Here is a 19,351-nt window from a genome sequence, read left to right as displayed (position 1 = left end):
GTCCCCGAAACGTAACATTGGTTCACTACCAAGTCACGATTTTAAAAACCTTTAAAAACAAACATTTAAAACACCCCAAAATCGCCAATTTAACGCACCTAGAAGCGTCTTTAACAGGGTATTTTTCAAATTTCCCTATGCGCCTTTGCAGAAAAAAGTTTAATCAAACAGAGAGACATACAGAAAGCAGCGATACTCAAGAGTTCTCAAACATTAATAAACTCGTGAAAAGCCACATTTACATTGTAAATCCGCACAAAAAAAGAGCACTTCATAGTGCTCTTTATTAATTAAAATGAATAAGTTGCGTTACGCGACTTCAAGAATGATCTTCTCAAGCTTATCCAAACCTTCGCTAAGAACCTCAGACTCGATCGTCAATGGTGGTAGCAGGCGAATTACGTTCGCTTTCACGCCACAAGACAACAGAATTAACCCATTCTCTTGTGCCTTACTGATAACGGCTTTAGTGAGATCTTGCAGAGGTTTACCCGTTTCAGGACACGCAAACTCAATCGCCATCATCGCACCCGTAGTACGGATTTCACCAATTGCCGGTACAGATTCTTGAAGTTTCGTCATACGAGCATTAACCACTTCACCAATGCCCATCGCTTTCGCACACAACTGCTCTTCTTCGATAATTTTGAGTACCTCAAGACCAGCAACACAGCCTAGTGGTGAGCCTGCGTATGTACCACCAAGGCCACCCGGCAGTGCCGAGTCCATCACATCCGCTTTACCTACCACAGCAGAGATAGGGAAGCCGCCTGCGATGCCTTTCGCCATCGTCATCATGTCTGGTTCAATGCCTAGGTATTCCGTAGCAAACATTTTACCGGTACGCGCAAAGCCAGTTTGAATTTCATCGGCAATAAGCATGATGCCGTGCTTATCACACACTTCACGTAGCCCTTGTGCAAATTCAGCAGGTGCTTTGTAGAAACCGCCCTCACCTTGCACAGGTTCGAAGATGATCGCAGCTACGCGCGATGGCTCGATATCGCATGCAAACAGGTCTTCAAGCGCTTGCAGGCTCTGCTCCGTGCTCACACCATGAAATGCATTTGGGTAGGGTGCATGAAAGATCTCATTCGGGAAAGGACCAAAGCCCGCTTTGTATGGCGCAACTTTACCTGTCAGACCCATCGTCATATTTGTACGACCGTGGAAGCCACCTTTGAATGCGATAACGCCACTACGACCAGTATGAGCGCGTGCAACTTTCACTGCGTTCTCTACTGCCTCAGCACCCGTGGTTAGGAAAATCGCTTTCTTTTCGCTATCGCCAGGTGCAAGTTCAGTCAGCTTTTCCGCCAGTTCAACGAACGAAGCGTAAGGCGTCACCATTGCACACGTGTGAGAAAAGTTATCCAGCTGCGCTTTTACAGCTTCACTGATGCGCTTATTCGAGTGGCCGGTATTGGTTACTGCAATCCCTGCGGCAAAGTCGATGTATTTATTACCATCTACATCCCACACATGCGCATTCTCTGCTTTCTCAACGTAAAGGGGATAAAGTGCGCCCATACCTTGAGCGATTACTTGGCTTCTTCTTTGGTGTAGTTGTTGGTTTGTCATTGTCTTGTCCTTAAGTTAGTTGCCGCCAAAGCAGAGATATTTGATGTCCATGTACTCATCGATACCTTGTTTTGCCCCTTCACGCCCGATACCGGACTGTTTTACCCCACCGAACGGAGCCACTTCGGTAGAAATCATGCCTTCATTAATGCCGACCATGCCGTACTCCAACGCTTCTGCGATCTTCCAAACGCGATGGATGTTTTGGCTGTAGAAGTAAGATGCGAGGCCGTAAATGGTGTCATTTGCCATCTCGATCAGTTGCTCATCGTTATCGAATGCAATCACTGGTGCGACAGGGCCAAAGATCTCCTGCGAGACAATGTGCATGTCATGAGTGACGTTCTTTAGTACAACCGGCTGCATGAACAAGCCATCAAGGGTCGCTACTTCCGAAACAGGCTGCGCGCCTTGTTCAATTGCGCCATCAATCAGTGCTTGAATACCCGCCTTCGCTGATTCGCTGATCACTGGGCCAATGTTCACGCCCTCATCTAAACCGTTGCCGACCTTAAGCTGCTGTACCGCTGCATCAAATTTAGTCACGAACTCATCGTAGACTTTGCTGTGAACATAGAATCGGTTGGCACACACACACGTTTGACCTGCATTACGGAACTTCGATGCCATCGCACCTGCAACAGCTGCATCGATATCTGCATCATCAAACACAATAAATGGCGCGTTGCCACCAAGCTCCATTGAGGTACGTTTAATATCGTGCGCACTCTGCTGCATCAAAACACTACCGACTTGTGTAGAACCCGTGAACGAGAACTTACGAATCAGTGGGTGAGAGGTAAAAATTGCGCCGATCTGACGAGAGCTTTCACCCAAAGTCACCTGCAGCACATCGTGAGGAATACCGGCTTGGTACGCGAGCTCCGCAACAGCAAACGCAGATAGAGGTGTAGAATCCGATGGTTTGACGATGAAGCTACAACCCGCCGCCAGTGCTGGCCCTGCCTTGCGAGTGATCATTGCAATTGGAAAGTTCCATGGCGTGATCGCACATGCGACGCCTATCGGCTGCTTAATGGTCACAAGACGCTTGTCACCACTTGGGGCTGGAATCGTTTCTCCGTAAGTGCGCTTGGCTTCTTCGGCAAACCATTCGATAAAGCTCGCACCATAGAGTACTTCACCCTGCGCTTCTGCTAGCGGTTTACCTTGCTCTAGCGTCATTAAACGGCCAAGGTCTTCTTTGTTTTCAAGTAGCAGTTGATACCACTTATTCAACAGAGCAGCACGAGCCTTCGCTGGCCTTGCCGCCCACTCTTTTTGCGCGACACTCGCACGCTCTACACCATCTAAAATGGCTTGCTCTGAAGAGATAGGGGCATAACCCAGCACTTCACCAGTCGCAGGGTTAGTGACAGCAATGCCCTGGTCTTGGTCCGACACCATAAACGACAGCAATGTTTGGTTGTTAATTTGTTGCATGGTGATTCCTTTTGACAGCTAAACAATACCGCTCTTCTCTGACTGATTCAGTCACACGCGGCTATTAGTAATTTTAATTGATGAAGGTTAAGCAGGGATCTGCTGGGTAATACAATGAATATTGCCACCACCCAATAACACCTCACGTGACGGGATCCCTATCACTTGATGCTCAGGCATTGCCTGTTGCAGTATCTCTATCGCCTGCGAGTCGGTTGTATCATCGAGCAGAGGTAAAAAGACATACTCATTTACGATAAGAAAGTTTGCATAAGAAGCACTTAGCCTTTCTCCAGCGTCACGCACCATGCCTTCACTCTTATCGACACCGCTGGCTTCAGCCTCGCTGTAGTGCAAAGGCCCCGGCAATGGCAAACGAATCACTTCAATGTGTCTACCTTGCGCATCAGTTTGTGACTGCAGCGCTTGTTCGGCTTGACGTGACAGTTCGAACTGTGGGTCACTTGGATCATCAGTCCAGCTCAATACCACCTTACCCGGCGCAATCACGTGCATCAGATTATCGACATGACCGTCGGTCTCATCGTTAAACAATCCCTTAGGAAGCCAGATGACTTTATCGATACCAAGATACTCTTTGAGGTTCGCTTCTATCTGTTGCTGACTCATCTCTGGGTTACGCCCCGGACTAAGTAAACACTCTTGCGTTGTATAAAGCGTGCCTTCACCGTCGGTATGAATGGCCCCCCCCTCCAGAACAAACGGAGCGCGATAGTGGTCAAGACCGATGATATCGCACACCGAACTCGCCACTAGGTCGTCTTGCTGCCAGTTATCGTAAAGGCCGTTGTAGTCACCGCCCCACGCATTAAACTGCCAACTGACACCACGACGAACACCTTGGGCGTTCACTACGACCGTTGGGCCTATATCTCGCATCCAAGCATCGTTGTATGGGATCTCGACCAGTCGCACATCGGAGTGAAGAAGAGCACGAGCTTTATCAAACTGCTTACAGCTAACCGCCACACACACCTTGGTTACTTCCGAAATCGCGTTGGCAATGCGAGCAAAGGTCTGCTGTGCAGGCAGCGCTTGTTCACGCCAATTATCTTTTCGCTCAGGCCAAGCAAGCCACACTTCACTCACCGGTTGAAACTCAGCCGGAAAGTAGAAGCCATCTTGTCGAGGCGTGGTTGATAGCTGCATAGTGCCTCCTTATACCGCCAGTTTGCCTACACTGCCGTACAGATCTGGTCGACGGTCGCGGAATAGTCCCCATGAGTGACGCGCCTGTGTAGTTGCAGCTAGGTCTACCTCTGCGTAGATGATCGCTTCACCTTCACGCGGAGCTTCAGCGAGCTTGCCACCGGTATGGTCAGTGATGAAAGACGAGCCGTAGAAGGTTGTTTCAATGCCATCATCGACTTCAGTACCTACGCGGTTTGACGCAATAACTGGTACCAAGTTCGCCGCTGAGTGGCCCTGCATTGTGCGTTGCCAATGGTCACGAGAATCTAGGGTTGGATCTTGCGGTTCGCTACCGATGGCGGTTGGGTAGAAGATTGCTTCTGCACCATGCAGGGCTAAGCTGCGAGCCAATTCTGGGAACCATTGATCCCAACAGATGCCTGCACCAAAGGTACCAAACTTGGTCTTCCACACCTTAAAGCCAGTATCACCCGGGCTGAAGTAGTATTTTTCGCTGTAACCCGGGCCATCTGGGATATGAGATTTTCGGTAGTTGTCGAGTACCGTGCCATCCGCATCGATCATCACCAAGGAGTTAAAAAAGGTGTTACCCGCTTTTTCAAAGTAGCTTACCGGTATCACCACTCCTAGCTCTTTAGCCAGTGCGCTCATCTCTTTAATCAGTAAACAGTTCTCGGTCTCTTCAGCCAATTCGAAGTACTTTGCTTCCTGCTTTTTACAGAAGTAAGGCGCTGCAAACAGCTCCTGTGGCAGAATCACGTTAGCGCCGTTACTTGATGCCTCACGAATCGCTTGCTTGGCTTTGTTGAGGTTATCTTCCAGATCCCAGCTCTTAGTCAGTTGTAAGGCTGCAAATTTCACTACTCTACTCATTCGATGTTCCTTATCTGTATCTGGATTAGATAGCCAGTTTGTCTCTTAGGTTGTAATACGCTGCACCCACTGCTGTGAATGGGATTTGGAAGTGGCGGCCGCCTGGGAAGGCATAGTGTTTCAATGCGGCGAAGGCATCAAATCGCTCTGCATGTCCGGTTAAGGCTTCTGCCAATAGTTTGCCTGCTAGGTGAGTACAAGTTACGCCGTGGCCGCTGTAGCCCTGCAGGTAATAAATGTTGTCGTCGAATGCGCCAAACTGAGGCATACGCGAGTAAGTTAGAAGGAAGTTGCCCGTCCAAGTGTAATCAATCTTGATCCCTTTCAATTGAGGGAAAACCTTCTCTAGCTTAGGACGAATCAAGGCTTCAATATTCTGTGGGTCACGTGCGCCATACACCACACCACCACCAAACAGTAGGCGCTTGTCCGCACTTAGACGGAAGTAATCCAGTAGGTAGTTGCAGTCTTCAACACAGTAGTCACTTGGCAGCACCTGCTTAAGTTGCTCCTCAGTAAGCGGCTCCGTCGCCACCACTTGCGTGCCACATGGAATCGCTTTGTTACTGATGTTTGGTGCTAGGCCGCCAAGGTAAGCATTACCTGCTAGTACAAGGTATTTGCACTTCACGCTGCCCTGCGCCGTTCTCGCCACTGGGTTTACACCTTTTTCTAATGACGTTACTGCAGATTGTTCGAAAATTTGGCCACCCAAAGAGACAAACGCTGCTGCTTCACCAAGAGCCAGTTTCAGAGGATGGATGTGACCACCACGCATATCGAGTAGACCACCCGTGTAAACCTGGGTACCGACTGCCGCTTCTACCTCATTGGCATCAAGCAGAGTCAGTTGATCATTACCGTAGCGCTCCCAGTTTTTCTTGTGGTGCTCTAAGCCTGCTAGTTGCTTTTTGTTCAGTGCCGTAAACAGGCCGCCACGTTTGTGATCACACTCAATATCGTACTTATCGATAAGGCCGCGAATAATGTCGCCACCCTCAAAGATCATGTCACACAGTGCTTTGGCTTGGGGTTGGTCGTAACGGCTTTCAATCACGTCAACATCTCGGCTGTAGCTGTTAACGATCTGACCGCCGTTGCGACCGGTTGCGCCAAAACCAACTTTCGCACTCTCTAGCACTACCACTTTGAAGCCTTTCTCTGCCAAGTGCAGCGCTGAAGATAAACCAGAAAAGCCAGCGCCAACCACACACACATCACATTCGATGTTGTCTTGAAGTTGGGGGAAATCTGGCATGTTTGGTACTGAGTGCGCGTAAAACGAGTCCGTATGCTTATTCATTGTTCTATTCCTTTATTATTCGTCAGCAAGCTTAAGGGTGTAGGCGAATCCAAGTGGTTTTGGTTTCAGTGAATTTCTCTATGGCATGCAGTGATTTATCGCGACCATTACCACTCATTTTGAAGCCACCAAATGGGACAGTCATGTCACCTTCGTTGTAGTTATTGACCCAAACCGAACCCGCTTGAAGTTGCTTTGCTACGCGGTGAACGCGATTAATATTGCTGCTCCAAAGAGCGGCACCTAGGCCATATTTCGAATCGTTAGCAATGGCGATCGCCTCTTGCTCATCTTTGAAAGGAATCACGCACAATACAGGGCCAAAGATCTCTTCTTGCGCGACACGCATTTTGTTGTCGACGTTGTCGAGAATAGTCGGCTCAACAAAAGCACCTTTGCCATCGACATCACCACCACAGCGCAGGGTTGCCCCCTCGGTTTGACCAAGTTGGATGTACTCCAACACCTTGGCTTTGTGCCCTTGGTCGATAAGCGCGCCCATAGAACAAGTGGTATCCATAGGATCCTTAGGCGTAAAGGCTTTAGACGCTTCAATCACTTTTTCAACAAATTGATCTTTGATGCTTTCATGAACCAGCAATCGAGTCGCCGCTACGCACACTTCGCCTTGGTTATAGAAACAACCGCCCGCCGTTTCTGCCGCAGCGCGGTCAAGGTCGTCACAGTCTTCAAAAACGATATTGGCATTCTTGCCGCCCGCTTCAGCGAAGACACGCTTTAGGTTGGACTCACCAGAGCGAACCATAAGTTGACCAGCAATGCGGGTTGAACCGGTAAAGGCAATACAATCGACATCGTCGTGTTTCGCAAGAGCATCTCCAGCTTCATGGCCAAAACCGGTGATCACTTGAAATACACCGCGTGGTAGGCCGGCTTGGTTAGCCAGTTTGCCAAGGAAGATCGCCGTCAAAGAGGACTTTTCTGAGGGTTTGAGAATAACGCTATTACCCGCGGCAAGCGCCGGGCCAAGCTTCCAACAGGCTAGCCACAACGGAAAGTTCCATGGAACCACTGCAGCAACAACACCAATCGGTTGGTGAGAAATGTACGCGTGAACATCTTTTTCGGTTGGTGCGACTTCGCCGTAGACTTTATCAATCGCTTCAGCGTACCAACGCAAAGATCCAGCTGCACCCGGGATGTCTGTAGAGACACTATGGTTGATAGGTTTACCGGTATCGAGCGTTTCTAATAGAGCCAACTCTTCACGGTGTTCATCAATAAGGTCGGCGAATAAGCTCAGAACCGCTTTACGGTGAGATGGGGCGCTGTTGCTCCATTCACCCGCTTGAAAGGCTTGACGAGCGCATGTTACCGCAAGATCAACATCTTCTTCTTGGCAACGAGCGATCTCCGTAAGCGTCTCGTCCGTTGCTGGGTTAACGACATCAAGCATTTGGCCGCTGATAGCAAGCGTATACTCACCGTTAATAAATGCTCGATTCTCGATGTTTAGACTGTTTTGTAATTCAATCCATTGTTCTTGGGTTTTCATACGCTCTCCTTGTTATCACAACAAGGCAAGGCCCACTTAGAATGTGGTTGGCGTATGCGCGCTTATCATTCGACAAGCCTTGTCTGTGTGATTTGTAAACTTGTGCGGCTGAGTGGTATCAATGACGTACGACTCGCCTTGTTTAAGGACATAAGATTGGTCTTTGTACTCAAGCGTGATTTCACCCTCAAGAATGGTCCCGATCTCTTCGCCTTCATGTTTAATTTCTGCCGCACCGGTTGTGCCATGTGGGGCATACTCTTCAATTAAAAACCCGATGACCTGCTCTTTACTGCCGTTGGTGACTAACTTCATTGAAACGGACTCACTGCCCATTTCCACCAACTCATCAGGGGTAACGACCACTTTTACTTCATCGCTCGCAGGTTTTTCGAAGGTGAAAAACTCCGATAGCGACAACGAAAAAACGTTCACTATTTTTTGCAACGAGCTCACTGAAGGGCTGACCTTAGCGTTCTCAATAGAGGAGATGGCACTATGTGTGATGCCAGCTCGCTCGGCTAATTCTCGTTGTGACAATCCATGTTCTTTTCGTAACTGAACAATATTTTTACCAATCTCTTGATTGTCCATTTATCTGGCTCCTAACTTATAGAGAGGCAGCCATCATAAATTCTTTGAACAAAATTTGTGAGAAATGATTGGTTTTTGCTTTCCATTCTGGGTGCCACTGCACGCCAACAAAGAATTTCTGCCCTGGTAGGCTGAATGCCTCCACCAAACCGTCAGGCGCTTTTGCCTCTACTTGAAGTTGTGGTGCCAGTTGGTCAACACCTTGATTATGAAGGGTGTTCACTTCAAAAAAGACGGTGGTTTCCCAGTGATTCTCTGTCAGCCATTTCTCAAATAGGCTCTGCTTTTGCACCAGTACCGCATGTGATGGTGCGTATTTCTCTTCAAAATCGTCGACTTGGATCTCTCGATGGTCATTAAAACCTGAATCGTGAACCGCAGGATTTAACGAACCACCCAACGCTACATTCATCTCTTGAAAGCCTCGGCAAATCCCTAAACAAGGGATGTCTTTATCAATCGCTTTGCGTAGCAATGAAAAAGAGAGCTCATCTCGCGCTTCATCTTTCTTTGCTTCTTGATGCGTCGCGTTGTAGTAGTGTGGTGCGACATTCGAGTGACTTCCCGGAAATAAAAAGCCATCACACAACTCTAGAATTCGCTCGATATCTTCACTCGACATATCTGGCGCTAGCATCAGTGGTAGCCCACCGAAATCTTTTACTGCCGCTAAGTAGAAGTCGTTAACAGCTTGTATTTGATAGCCACCCAACTCTTTCGCGCAGCTAACAATTCCAATAATGGGTTTGCTTTGTGTAGACATGTTACTTCCGTGCTCGATTTATTTAACACTTACACTACAAACCATGTACAAAATTATCAACACCGATGTTCGATATTCTGACCAAATCGTGACCAACGCCTCCTTTTTGGTCAAAAAAACAGCTAATTTTGCTCATTATATTGAGCAAAAACCGATCACCTGTTACAAAATAGTTAACAAAAACATCTTTCATAAAATTTACAACTTGAAAGAAAATCAAAATAAACCATTGTATTTTAAGCAAATAAAACAAAAATCTTAGACTTTAGTCTTATCAACACAACTAAATTGTTTATTTTTTGTTGATTTAAGTTTGCTGTACAGAGGCTAGTTGGAGAACTCAATGGAATCGTATCTACAGGAAGTTAAAAATTTTCGACAAAAATGGCCCAACATCGAGTTTGTTGATCTCATTTTCACCGATATTAATGCCACACCAAGAGGAAAAAGAATTCCGGTCAGTGCACTAGAGAAGTTAAGCAAAGGAGTAGCGCTGCCACTTTCTACTATTACTCTCGATACCAAAGGCAATGTGGTGGAGAGTGCAGGGCTGGGTGAAGACTTAGGCGAGCCAGATAACATCTGTTTCCCGGTTGCCGATACGTTGATGCCAACGGCGAAAGAAGAAGTCGGTCAGGTATTACTGAGCATGATGGACGAAACAGCAGAGCAGCCAAGCCCGCTATTCATTCGTAATATCGTCGAAGACATGCTCGATAAACTGCACGCTAAAGATCAGTACCCATGCGTAGCCTTAGAACTTGAGTTCTACCTCATCGACAAAAAGCGTGGCGAGATGGGCGCGCTGCAAACCGCGATTAACCCAACCAAAAAATCACGCGAGAAAGATACCGAGGTGTATGACTTAGACGGCCTCGATGACTATGCTGATTTTCTCTCCGACCTTAACAAGGTCGCACAAGAGCAGGGGTTGAATACCTCTGGTGCACTCTCGGAATCCGCTCCGGGACAGTTTGAGATTAACTTTAACCACTCAAAAGACGTGCTCAAAGCGTGTGATGAAGTGATCATCGCCAAGCGTCTAATCCGCCAGGTTGCCCACCAGCACGGTTTTGATGCCACATTTATGGCTAAGCCATTTGGCGACCAAGCCGGTAATGGCATGCACATTCACCTTAGCTTAGTGGATGCACTCGGCAACAATCACTTTAGCCAAGCCGATGGCGAAACCAGTGACCTCTTTTATCAAACCATGGCTGCGATGCTAGCTCAAACATCCGACTCCATGGCATTGATTTGTCCTAACGTAAACTCTTACCGCCGCTTTGTTCCTGGCGCTTACGTACCTACGAAAGCCGACTGGGGAGAAAATCACCGTGGTGTTGCTATGCGTGTGCCCATCAGCGATAGTAAAAATCGCCGAATAGAACATCGTATAGCAGGAGCTGACGTTAACCCTTATATTCTCGCTGCAGTAGTACTTTCCGCGGTATTAGCGAGTGAAAACTATACCAAAGACCAATGTCCTAAAGCCCTCAGTGATGATGCAATTGACCTACCACTGCGTATGTCAGAGGCACTCGACCAGCTAGAACGCAGTGAGCTGGCTCCGTACATCTCTAGAGACTTTATCGATTTATATTTAGCTTGCAAACGGAGTGAACTCGCCGACTTTGAACGCGAAATCACCCCATTAGAAATCGAATGGATGTTGCACTCAGCATAAATAAAGGAAATATACGTATGACTACGCAAACCAAGGCGTTGGACGCGCCGCTGAAGATCAACACTCAACACATCATGGTATCCCTATTGGTGGTGGCGACGTTCGTGTTCTTCACTTCAATTGGATTGAACCACCAAGAAGGAGAAGCTTACGGGTGGATGAGTTTGCTTCCAACGGCTCTGGTGTTGGTGTTCGCACTCACGACACACCGCACCGTAGAGGCACTATTTAGTGGCACAATTGCTGGTGTGCTGCTATTGAACCCTGCCGAAGCAGTGGAGCAGATCGTTGGCATCTCTATGGATGTGATGATGAACGAAACCATCGCATGGATCGTGCTTGTTTGTGGCCTAATGGGCGGCTTGATTGCGATTCTTGAGAAAGGGGGCAGTATCTTAAGCTTCTCCGATATGCTGGTGACTAAGGTGAAAAGCCGTAAGCAGTCTATGCTGATGACCTTCTTCCTCGGGATTCTGATCTTCATTGATGACTATCTGAACGCGATTGCTATCTCCTCTTCGATGAAGAAAATCACGGATGGCTACAATATTTCACGTGAGAAGCTCTCTTACCTTGTGGACTCGACCGCTGCACCTATCTGTATTCTGGTTCCGATTTCAACTTGGGCTATCTTCTTTAGTTCACTGCTGGAAGCAAATGGCGTTGCTGAAGCTGGTCAAGGCATCAAAGCGTACATCGAAGCGATTCCTTACATGGCATACGGCTGGGTAACATTGGCAATTGTACTTCTGGTTGCAATGGAAAAACTGCCTGACTTAGGCGCGATGAAAGCCGCTGAAGAGCGAGCGAAAAAAGGTCAAGTTCGCCCAGATGGCGCAACAGATATCGACTTTGGCGCAGACATCTCAGCGCACACAAACCCGACAATGGGTCTAATCAACTTCCTATTGCCAATGGTGGTATTGGTTGCCGCGAGCTGGTACTTCGGTATCGATCTACTAGCAGGTGTGTTTGTCGCAATCATCTTTACCATCTGTTTCTACGGTGTGCAGCGTCTGATCTCGATGAACGACATGTTCGAAGCAGTCTACGACGGTATCAAAGTGATGTTGTTGCCACTGGCTACGGTAATTGGCGGCTTCATGCTGAAGTCAGTTAACGATTCTTTGGGTGTAACGCAGTATGTCATCGAAACGGTGAGCCCTTATCTATCTGCATCTTACTTCCCTGCAATCATCTTCATGATCACTGGCGCGCTAGTGTTCGCGACAGCATCTTCATGGGGTACATTCGCTGTAGCAATGCCAATCGTATTACCACTTGGTGAACAGCTTGGTGTGCCACTGCATCTAACAGTAGCAGCACTACTATCCGCGTCGGCGGCAGGCAGCCATTCGTGTTTCTTCAGTGATTCAACGGTTCTGTCAGCACAAGGCTCGGGGTGTACATCGATGCAGCACGCAACAACTCAGTTCCCATACGCACTGATCGGTATCATCGCGACGGCTATCTTCTTCTTAGTAATAGGTTAACCCTTTAATTAAACATACAAAATGCCAGTAGAAATACTGGCATTTTTTGATCTCTCTTGTCACTCAAGCTTATTTATAAAAACAACTTTTATAACTTTAATGACATTTAGCGTCACTTTCCCCCAAAATAATCGCAACATTATAGAACAATGTGTTGCAAGGATAGATTCCATTCCTGATGGTTTTATAAATTAATCATATTTAATAACATGACGAACATCACAAAACAGTCGAGAGATTTACGTCATGAATAAATTCACATCCGCTCTAATTGCATTTAGTTTAATGTCTGCACCCGTTTTCGCAGCCCAAGTTGATGGTGGCACTTACGTTGGTGCTGGTATTGGCGCTTTTCAGAAATCTGATACTGATGGAACAGGCAGCTTAGACGCTAAAGGTACTGGATACACTCTCTATGGTGGCTACCAGTTTAACCGTATCGTTGGTGTCGAACTGGGCTATACCGATTATGCTGATTACAAGCAAAGTGGTACCAAGATGATGTCTCCAACTTCGCTTTCTGCATCTGCAAACCTTGGTTATACGTTTGATAACAGCATCCGCCCATTTGTGCTGGTCGGATTAAGTTATGTTGACTTGAACGCGACCGATAGTGCGTTTGCCGGAGACGACAGCGGCACAGGTCTGCATTTTGGTGTCGGGGTTGAATATTCACCGATTGAAAACCTGACATTACGCGCTATCTCTCAAGCAGATACGGTCAACATTGAAGACAAAATAACCATTGCTGGCAACACCGTGCGCATGGATAGCCATGATGTCACGTTCAGCAGTGTCAGCTTAGGCGTTTCTTACAACTTCTAATCCCACAGAAATAGCCCAGCACAGAGTGGCAGCACGGTTTTTAAGCTGGTGTCTGCCCGTCAATAAAGTCTATACAGCTGACTACTTAGAGGTCATTAGTCAGCTGTATAGACTAACAAAAGCACATTTTTGCGGATGACAGAAACTGCGGTCTAAACTGATAGCAACCCTTGGTAATGCGTAATCATTGAACCCTCTCTGACGGCTTTATGCACGAAAAGAGACCATGACATTTAGGAAATATGTCCATGAAAAAGCTACATTTGCATTTATCACTCAACACCCTCCCCTTCCTTCTTGCCATCTATTATGTGGTGATTGTCAATGTCCCTTTAACTCGCGAGCTCTATAACTTAATCAGCGCATCGCAATCTGAAAGCACAGGCTTTATTCTCTCAATACCCGTGTTCTTTTTTGCCGCTTTCTTATTTATCTTTCACCTATTCAACTGGCCCAAGTTTGCTCGCTGGTTCTTTATTGCGTTATTACTCTCATCCAGCCTAGTCAGTTACGCTATGTTCAACTATGGCATTTTGGTCGACTACGGCATGGTCGAAAATGTCTTCGAAACCAACAGTCATGAAGCTGGGAGTTACATCAGCGCATATTCCATTTTGTGGTTTGTACTTATGGGCGGTGTGCCCGCGGCTTTGTTAGCGTGCACCACACTAAAAATACAATCATGGCGCCATTTCTTGACGTGGAAGGCAGTCAGCTTAGTCGGATCGTTATTGGTAGTGGCACTCGTCGCCGCGTTTTTTTACAAAGACTATGTCTCATTCGGGCGCAATCACTCGTACATCAAAAAAATGATCATTCCAACCGAGTACGTTGCTGCCACCACGAAATACATCAACAACACCTACATCAAAGAGCCGATCCCATACAAACAGCTTGGCCTTGATGCGACGCTAAAACCTGCCCAGACAGGTGATCAAAAGCCGACCCTAGTGGCCTTTGTTTTAGGGGAAACTGCGCGTGTCTATAACTATCAGTACCACGGCTACGATAAAGCAACCAATGCTCATACCAAGCCCCATAACCCAATCTTCTTCCAAAATGTTCAGTCATGCGGCACCGCGACAGCCGTTTCTGTTCCTTGCATGTTCTCCAACATGAATCGCAGTAACTACAGCAAAGAGATCGCCTACAACCAAGATAATGTCGTCGATATTATGGCTAGAGCCGGTATCCACTCCATTTGGCGCGAGCACGATGGTGGAGATAAAAGCGTGGCACACCACATTAAAGAGATGACGTTAACGCCACAAGATAGCGACCCTTTGTGTAACAACGAGGTCTGTTATGATACGGCAATGCTCGAAACCTTCACGCAAGATACAGCAGACCTCAAGCGTGACAATATTCTCTTTTATCACATTTCAGGGTCCCACGGGCCAACGTACTTCGAGCGCTACCCAGAGGAGCATAGGAAGTTTGTACCCGATTGCCCACGTGCAGACATCGAAAACTGTACCAACGAAGAGGTGGTCAATAGCTACGACAATACCATCTTATATACCGACTTCTTCCTATCTGAGTTAATCGACAACTTAAAGTCTCTCGAAGACCAATATAATGTCGCCCTAATCTACATCTCTGATCACGGTGAATCTTTAGGAGAGAACGGTATTTACCTGCATGGTATGCCTTACTCATTAGCACCCAAAGAGCAAACTCATGTCCCAATGATGGTATGGATGTCAGACGGGTTTGCCGAGCAAAAAGGCATAAATCAGACATGCTTAAGAAAAGCCGCCAAAGAGCAGAACTTTTCTCATGACAATTTATTCGATTCACTGCTAGGCATCATGGATGTTGAGACATCAGAGTATCGAGAAAACCAAGACATCTTTGCGCCTTGTCGCTAACTAACATCATGATCAACAGAGGGCTTACCATGTAGGCCCTCTCTGCTCCTTATTCCTCACAGCTCACTCACCTCTTCTTAACGAAGGCAACTTTTATTGAGTTTGCAATGACGACTCAATATACTGAACATAGAAACAAGTGGAGGTGAAATGAACAATAAAAACAAGCACATAATATTAATTCACGGCCTCTATATGCCTGCATTGATCATGCAGTATCTAGATAGAAACTTCAGAAAGCGCGGCTTTCAAACCCATAAATTTGCCTATAACTCATTGCGTTTTCCATCGGCTTCTAAGCGACTGAATCGATTTGTCACAGCCCGTTTTGATGAAAATGATGAGGTCTACTTCTTTGGACATTCACTCGGCGGCTTGCTGATCCGTCACTACTTTAAGCATTACCAGCCCAAGTTTGCTGATACGTGCATCATTACCGCTGGTACACCACACAATGGTGCCACTATTGCTAAGACGCTCTCTAACCACGGTCTTGGGTTCATTTTTGGTTCAACCAAACACATCCTCAACGATGGATTGGGTGACTATGACATCGACGTGCCAATTGGTGTGATTACAGGCACTTATGATGCAGGCGTAGGACGAATCGTATTAGGTAAGAACCATGGGGATGGTACCGTCACACTTGAAGACGCGAACCTCAAAGGAGCAACAGACACCTGCGCGCTCAATCTCAACCACACGGCACTCGTGTATTCAAAAGAGGTGGTACAGCGCTCTAATCATTTCATAGAGCATAAAAGCTTTCGTTGAGAGAATTCAGGTACAAAAAAACCACTTCGTCGTGAAGTGGTTTTTTTATGTTTACAAGTTACAGACGATTTACTCGCGTGGGTAAGAACACTTCACCCAGCATGCATCGAACCGAACCTCCGCCAATGTCTTCAATGGTTTTTACATTGAATGGCAGCAGTTTTCCGTGAGTCGCTAACTGAGCACGTTGCGCAGGTGAGAACGCATCAAAAGCCGACTGAGACATCGCAATCACTTTATCGCCATTCACAGTTTCAAGCTGCAGGATATTGCCACAGAAACGGTTCATCTGATCGATCGAAATAGAGATCACTTGTTTGTCTTTCGCAAGGGACTTCACGACAAAACGACGCTCAAACTCTGGAATCACTTCATCACAAATAACACAGAAGTTATCACCAATCGCCATCATCACATTGGTATGGTAAATCGGGTGACCCGAAGGCAACGCCGTTTGGAAAGATACCACTCGTGAATAACCGATACGCTTAGCGTAGTCTTCCAATACTTCTCTATCACAGCGCTGAGAGAGTGCAGCATAGATAGTTTTGTTAACGTGGTCGATCACCATAACACCTGTGCTTTCAAGGTAAGCACCTTGCTGCAAATAGGATTCGAGTGTATCCACGTGGTTTACAATGCGGCCTGAAGCTTCAAGTGCTTCGATGAGAGCATTAGGCTTCACTTCATGTTGGCGGTTTTCACACGCCATTGGGAAGGTGTATAAGCTGCCATCACTAACGGTACTAAACCAGTTATTTGGGAAAACCGCATCCGGTGTTTCAACACCAAGTTCAGGATAATCAAACTCGACTACTTGTACGCCCTCTTTACGAAGCTCTTTAACCATCGCCTTAAACTCAGCCATGGTTTGTGACTTCACTTCGTCTTGAGTCAGGTTAACGCGCTGCTGAAATTCATTGTCGCGCGCAGTCTCTTCGTTAAAACGAAACTCTTTAGGTGGCACCATCACTACACAGTTTGCATTTTGTACATTCGTTGTTTGTAGTGATTTTTCATGTAGGTTTAACATCTCAACTGTCCCTATCTGGAATTTACCCGACAATTGTAAACAGGTTGTTACGAGAAAATTCACTGAATTATTGATAATTTCATTAGCTAACCTCAATAATTCCTGCCAAATGGCAGATCCTCACTAATTTTTACTGCACTATATCAATCGCTACCCTCAGTTCATTTATCGCACTCTATTCAAACAGGAATATTACGCTAAGTGTCAGTTTTGGTTACAATTTAATCCAATTAGCGTTAGGATACCTCTGTTGCATAACACGTTGATTCCGCGGCAGTCAGTCAACGTCTCATTTCACATCAACCCTAACTCATTCAAATATAACTATGATTTCGCTTATTGCGGTGTCATAGACTTGTTTTACTCGTGACGTAACATCACCACAATAATTACAACTTTGCACACAGATGCAGAGGTTGACTAAGGGAAATCTATGTTTAAGAAATTTGAAGGCTTTACCGAGGCCTTCCCGAAAGACGAACCAATACAGCCCCCAAGCGGCATATTGGCTTTTTGTCGCCATTACACACGCGGCTTTGAAAAACCGTTACTGCTCCTCGGCTTAATGAGTATGACTATCGCGATCATCGAAGTTGCCCTATTCGGCTATATGGGTCAACTCGTGGATTGGTTATCGACCAGCAATAAAGAGACCTTCCTAGCGGACAATCAATCCACTCTGATTGGTTTAGGGATTCTACTATTGGTCGTCATGCCAATAATGATTGCTGTGTATTCACTCTTGCTTCACCAAACTTTGCTGGGCAACTACCCAATGTCGATCCGCTGGCTTGCTCACCGCTACCTTCTTAAGCAGAGTCTCTCCTTCTATCAAGATGACTTTGCTGGACGTGTCGCAACCAAGGTAATGCAGACGTCTCTCGCGGTGCGTGAAACGGTCACAAAAATGGTCGACGTGTTCGTCTACGTAACAGTCTACTTTACGGCCATGCTGTTTATGCTCGCAGAATCCGATTGGCGATTGATGGCTCCGATGCTGATCTGGCTGTTCGTTTACATCGGTATTCAGCTGCATTTCGTGCCTAAGCTGAAGGACGTCTCTTCAGAGCAAGCTGACGCACGTTCTTTGATGACAGGCCGAATCGTGGACAGCTACACCAACATCGCGACGGTTAAACTGTTTTCACACAGCAAGCGTGAGACAGAGTACGCTGAAGAGGGAATGGAAGGCTTCCTCGATACGGTTTACCGCCAAATGCGTTTAGTTACTGGCTTTAACGTGTGGGTTGAGTTTGCTAACTACCTACTGGTTTTCAGCATTGCAGGCATCTCAATTTACCTATGGTTAGATGATGCGATCACCGTTGGTGCGATTGCTATCGCGGTCAGCTTGGCACTGCGTATCAATGGTATGTCGAAGTGGATCATGTGGGAGATCGGTGGCCTATTTGAAAACTTGGGTACCGTAATTGATGGCATGAAGACACTCGCCAAGCCGATTGCGATTCAAGACAAACCAAATGCTGAACCACTGGAAGTGCCACAAGGGGGTATCCACTTTGATAATGTCAGCTTTAACTACGGTGAGAACAAAGGGGTAATCAACAACCTTAACCTGAATATCAAACCGGGCGAAAAAGTCGGCCTAGTGGGTCGCTCTGGTGCAGGTAAGTCTACGCTGGTTAACCTACTACTTCGCTTCCATGATGTTGAAAAAGGTCGCATCTTAATTGATGGACAAGAGATCGCGGAAGTGACTCAAGATTCGCTGCGCAGCAATATCGGTATGGTGACACAAGACACCTCGCTACTGCATCGCTCTATAAAAGACAACATCCTTTATGGTCGTCCAGATGCAACCGACGAGGAGTTGTATGCGGCAACCAAGCAAGCGCATGCACATGAGTTTATCGAAACCTTAACCGACCCGTTCGGCAACTTAGGTTACGACGCTCAAGTGGGTGAGCGTGGTGTGAAGCTGTCTGGTGGTCAGCGTCAACGTATCGCGATTTCTCGTGTACTTCTTAAGAATGCACCGTTATTGGTACTGGATGAGGCAACTTCAGCGCTCGATTCTGAGGTAGAAGCGGCAATCCAAGAGAGCCTGATTGAGTTGATGGAAGGTAAAACGGTGATTGCGATTGCGCACCGCTTATCGACGATTGCAGCGATGGATCGTTTGATTGTACTCGACCAAGGCAACATCGTAGAAGAAGGCACACACCAAGAATTGATTTCACAAGATGGTATCTATGCTCAACTGTGGAATCACCAAACCGGTGGCTTTATCGGAGATGATCTGGAACAAGCGTCCAACGCTTAATTTGTATCCAGTTTTAAATATGCGGGGCGATTCACACTAATTTGTTAGATAGACGTAAATTGGACGTAGCAGAATGTTATGTCGTAATTATATACTATGGCTAACAGACAAAGACGCTTCGCTTGCGCGTTCTGGAAT

Annotated in this window: 15 protein-coding genes; 6 read left to right on the top strand and 9 right to left on the bottom strand. The window is 46.8% G+C overall.

The window, feature by feature from the left end; genetic code table 11:
• Nucleotides 1-309: 309 nt before the first annotated feature.
• The 8 genes from gabT to OCV50_RS16375 form a co-directional block, all read right to left on the bottom strand.
• Entirely contained in the window at nucleotides 310-1,581 is a 1,272-nt protein-coding gene (gabT, locus tag OCV50_RS16410; RefSeq protein WP_150869815.1) for a 4-aminobutyrate--2-oxoglutarate transaminase, read from the bottom strand.
• A gap of 15 nt (nucleotides 1,582-1,596) precedes the next feature.
• Nucleotides 1,597-3,024, bottom strand: coding sequence for an NAD-dependent succinate-semialdehyde dehydrogenase (locus OCV50_RS16405; protein WP_261904933.1), 1,428 nt, complete (start codon nucleotides 3,022-3,024; stop codon nucleotides 1,597-1,599).
• A gap of 87 nt (nucleotides 3,025-3,111) precedes the next feature.
• The gene (aguA, locus tag OCV50_RS16400) at nucleotides 3,112-4,194 is read right to left on the bottom strand and encodes an agmatine deiminase (protein WP_261904932.1); all 1,083 of its coding nucleotides are present in this window, start codon (nucleotides 4,192-4,194) and stop codon (nucleotides 3,112-3,114) included.
• Between the two features lie 9 nt (nucleotides 4,195-4,203).
• Nucleotides 4,204-5,070, bottom strand: a complete 867-nt coding sequence (aguB, locus tag OCV50_RS16395; RefSeq protein ID WP_261904931.1) for an N-carbamoylputrescine amidase — start codon at nucleotides 5,068-5,070, stop codon at nucleotides 4,204-4,206.
• A 25-nt stretch (nucleotides 5,071-5,095) separates the two neighbouring features.
• Nucleotides 5,096-6,373, bottom strand: coding sequence for an NAD(P)/FAD-dependent oxidoreductase (locus OCV50_RS16390; RefSeq protein WP_261904930.1), 1,278 nt, complete (start codon nucleotides 6,371-6,373; stop codon nucleotides 5,096-5,098).
• 31 nt (nucleotides 6,374-6,404) lie between these two features.
• Nucleotides 6,405-7,889, bottom strand: a complete 1,485-nt coding sequence (locus OCV50_RS16385) for an aldehyde dehydrogenase (RefSeq protein WP_261904929.1) — start codon at nucleotides 7,887-7,889, stop codon at nucleotides 6,405-6,407.
• Between the two features lie 36 nt (nucleotides 7,890-7,925).
• The gene (gene puuR / locus OCV50_RS16380) at nucleotides 7,926-8,483 is read right to left on the bottom strand and encodes an HTH-type transcriptional regulator PuuR (RefSeq protein WP_032553788.1); all 558 of its coding nucleotides are present in this window, start codon (nucleotides 8,481-8,483) and stop codon (nucleotides 7,926-7,928) included.
• 16 nt (nucleotides 8,484-8,499) lie between these two features.
• On the bottom strand, nucleotides 8,500-9,246 hold the full coding sequence (locus tag OCV50_RS16375; protein ID WP_261904928.1) for a gamma-glutamyl-gamma-aminobutyrate hydrolase family protein: 747 nt from the start codon (nucleotides 9,244-9,246) through the stop codon (nucleotides 8,500-8,502).
• Between the two features lie 343 nt (nucleotides 9,247-9,589).
• On the opposite strand from OCV50_RS16375, the gene OCV50_RS16370 reads away from it, so the two are divergent.
• From OCV50_RS16370 to OCV50_RS16350, 5 genes are all read left to right on the top strand, one after another.
• Nucleotides 9,590-10,933 (top strand): glutamine synthetase family protein, encoded by a 1,344-nt coding sequence (locus tag OCV50_RS16370; protein ID WP_261904927.1) that lies wholly within the window; start codon nucleotides 9,590-9,592, stop codon nucleotides 10,931-10,933.
• Between the two features lie 17 nt (nucleotides 10,934-10,950).
• Entirely contained in the window at nucleotides 10,951-12,426 is a 1,476-nt protein-coding gene (locus OCV50_RS16365) for a Na+/H+ antiporter NhaC family protein (protein WP_261904926.1), read from the top strand.
• Nucleotides 12,427-12,672: 246 nt separating this feature from the next.
• Entirely contained in the window at nucleotides 12,673-13,251 is a 579-nt protein-coding gene (locus OCV50_RS16360) for a porin family protein (RefSeq protein WP_261904925.1), read from the top strand.
• A gap of 248 nt (nucleotides 13,252-13,499) precedes the next feature.
• Nucleotides 13,500-15,122 carry a phosphoethanolamine transferase gene (locus OCV50_RS16355; RefSeq protein ID WP_261904924.1) on the top strand — a complete coding sequence of 541 codons (1,623 nt, stop codon included), beginning with the start codon at nucleotides 13,500-13,502 and terminating at the stop codon, nucleotides 15,120-15,122.
• 150 nt (nucleotides 15,123-15,272) lie between these two features.
• On the top strand, nucleotides 15,273-15,896 hold the full coding sequence (locus OCV50_RS16350) for an esterase/lipase family protein (protein WP_261904923.1): 624 nt from the start codon (nucleotides 15,273-15,275) through the stop codon (nucleotides 15,894-15,896).
• A gap of 58 nt (nucleotides 15,897-15,954) precedes the next feature.
• On the opposite strand, the gene OCV50_RS16345 is transcribed toward OCV50_RS16350, so the two are convergent.
• Complete coding sequence (locus OCV50_RS16345; protein ID WP_239839416.1) at nucleotides 15,955-16,929, bottom strand: arginine deiminase-related protein; 975 nt, start codon at nucleotides 16,927-16,929, stop codon at nucleotides 15,955-15,957.
• A 433-nt stretch (nucleotides 16,930-17,362) separates the two neighbouring features.
• On the opposite strand from OCV50_RS16345, the gene OCV50_RS16340 reads away from it, so the two are divergent.
• Complete coding sequence (locus OCV50_RS16340; RefSeq protein ID WP_261904922.1) at nucleotides 17,363-19,213, top strand: ABC transporter ATP-binding protein; 1,851 nt, start codon at nucleotides 17,363-17,365, stop codon at nucleotides 19,211-19,213.
• Nucleotides 19,214-19,351: the final 138 nt, after the last annotated feature.

It is taken from the genome of Vibrio fortis, from assembly GCF_024347475.1.
Classification (GTDB): domain Bacteria; phylum Pseudomonadota; class Gammaproteobacteria; order Enterobacterales; family Vibrionaceae; genus Vibrio; species Vibrio fortis.
This window is presented reverse-complemented; position numbering and strand designations above follow the sequence as displayed.

Bases quoted from the DNA above. Each gene is read 5' to 3' on its own strand.
- aguB (WP_261904931.1), bottom strand. From the start codon at position 5,070: ATGAGTAGAGTAGTGAAATTTGCAGCCTTACAACTGACTAAGAGCTGG.
- OCV50_RS16365 (WP_261904926.1), top strand. From the start codon at position 10,951: ATGACTACGCAAACCAAGGCGTTGGACGCGCCGCTGAAGATCAACACT.
- gabT (WP_150869815.1), bottom strand. From the start codon at position 1,581: ATGACAAACCAACAACTACACCAAAGAAGAAGCCAAGTAATCGCTCAA.
- OCV50_RS16355 (WP_261904924.1), top strand. From the start codon at position 13,500: ATGAAAAAGCTACATTTGCATTTATCACTCAACACCCTCCCCTTCCTT.
- OCV50_RS16370 (WP_261904927.1), top strand. From the start codon at position 9,590: ATGGAATCGTATCTACAGGAAGTTAAAAATTTTCGACAAAAATGGCCC.
- puuR (WP_032553788.1), bottom strand. From the start codon at position 8,483: ATGGACAATCAAGAGATTGGTAAAAATATTGTTCAGTTACGAAAAGAA.
- OCV50_RS16405 (WP_261904933.1), bottom strand. From the start codon at position 3,024: ATGCAACAAATTAACAACCAAACATTGCTGTCGTTTATGGTGTCGGAC.
- OCV50_RS16375 (WP_261904928.1), bottom strand. From the start codon at position 9,246: ATGTCTACACAAAGCAAACCCATTATTGGAATTGTTAGCTGCGCGAAA.
- aguA (WP_261904932.1), bottom strand. From the start codon at position 4,194: ATGCAGCTATCAACCACGCCTCGACAAGATGGCTTCTACTTTCCGGCT.
- OCV50_RS16350 (WP_261904923.1), top strand. From the start codon at position 15,273: ATGAACAATAAAAACAAGCACATAATATTAATTCACGGCCTCTATATG.
- OCV50_RS16345 (WP_239839416.1), bottom strand. From the start codon at position 16,929: ATGTTAAACCTACATGAAAAATCACTACAAACAACGAATGTACAAAAT.
- OCV50_RS16385 (WP_261904929.1), bottom strand. From the start codon at position 7,889: ATGAAAACCCAAGAACAATGGATTGAATTACAAAACAGTCTAAACATC.
- OCV50_RS16340 (WP_261904922.1), top strand. From the start codon at position 17,363: ATGTTTAAGAAATTTGAAGGCTTTACCGAGGCCTTCCCGAAAGACGAA.
- OCV50_RS16360 (WP_261904925.1), top strand. From the start codon at position 12,673: ATGAATAAATTCACATCCGCTCTAATTGCATTTAGTTTAATGTCTGCA.
- OCV50_RS16390 (WP_261904930.1), bottom strand. From the start codon at position 6,373: ATGAATAAGCATACGGACTCGTTTTACGCGCACTCAGTACCAAACATG.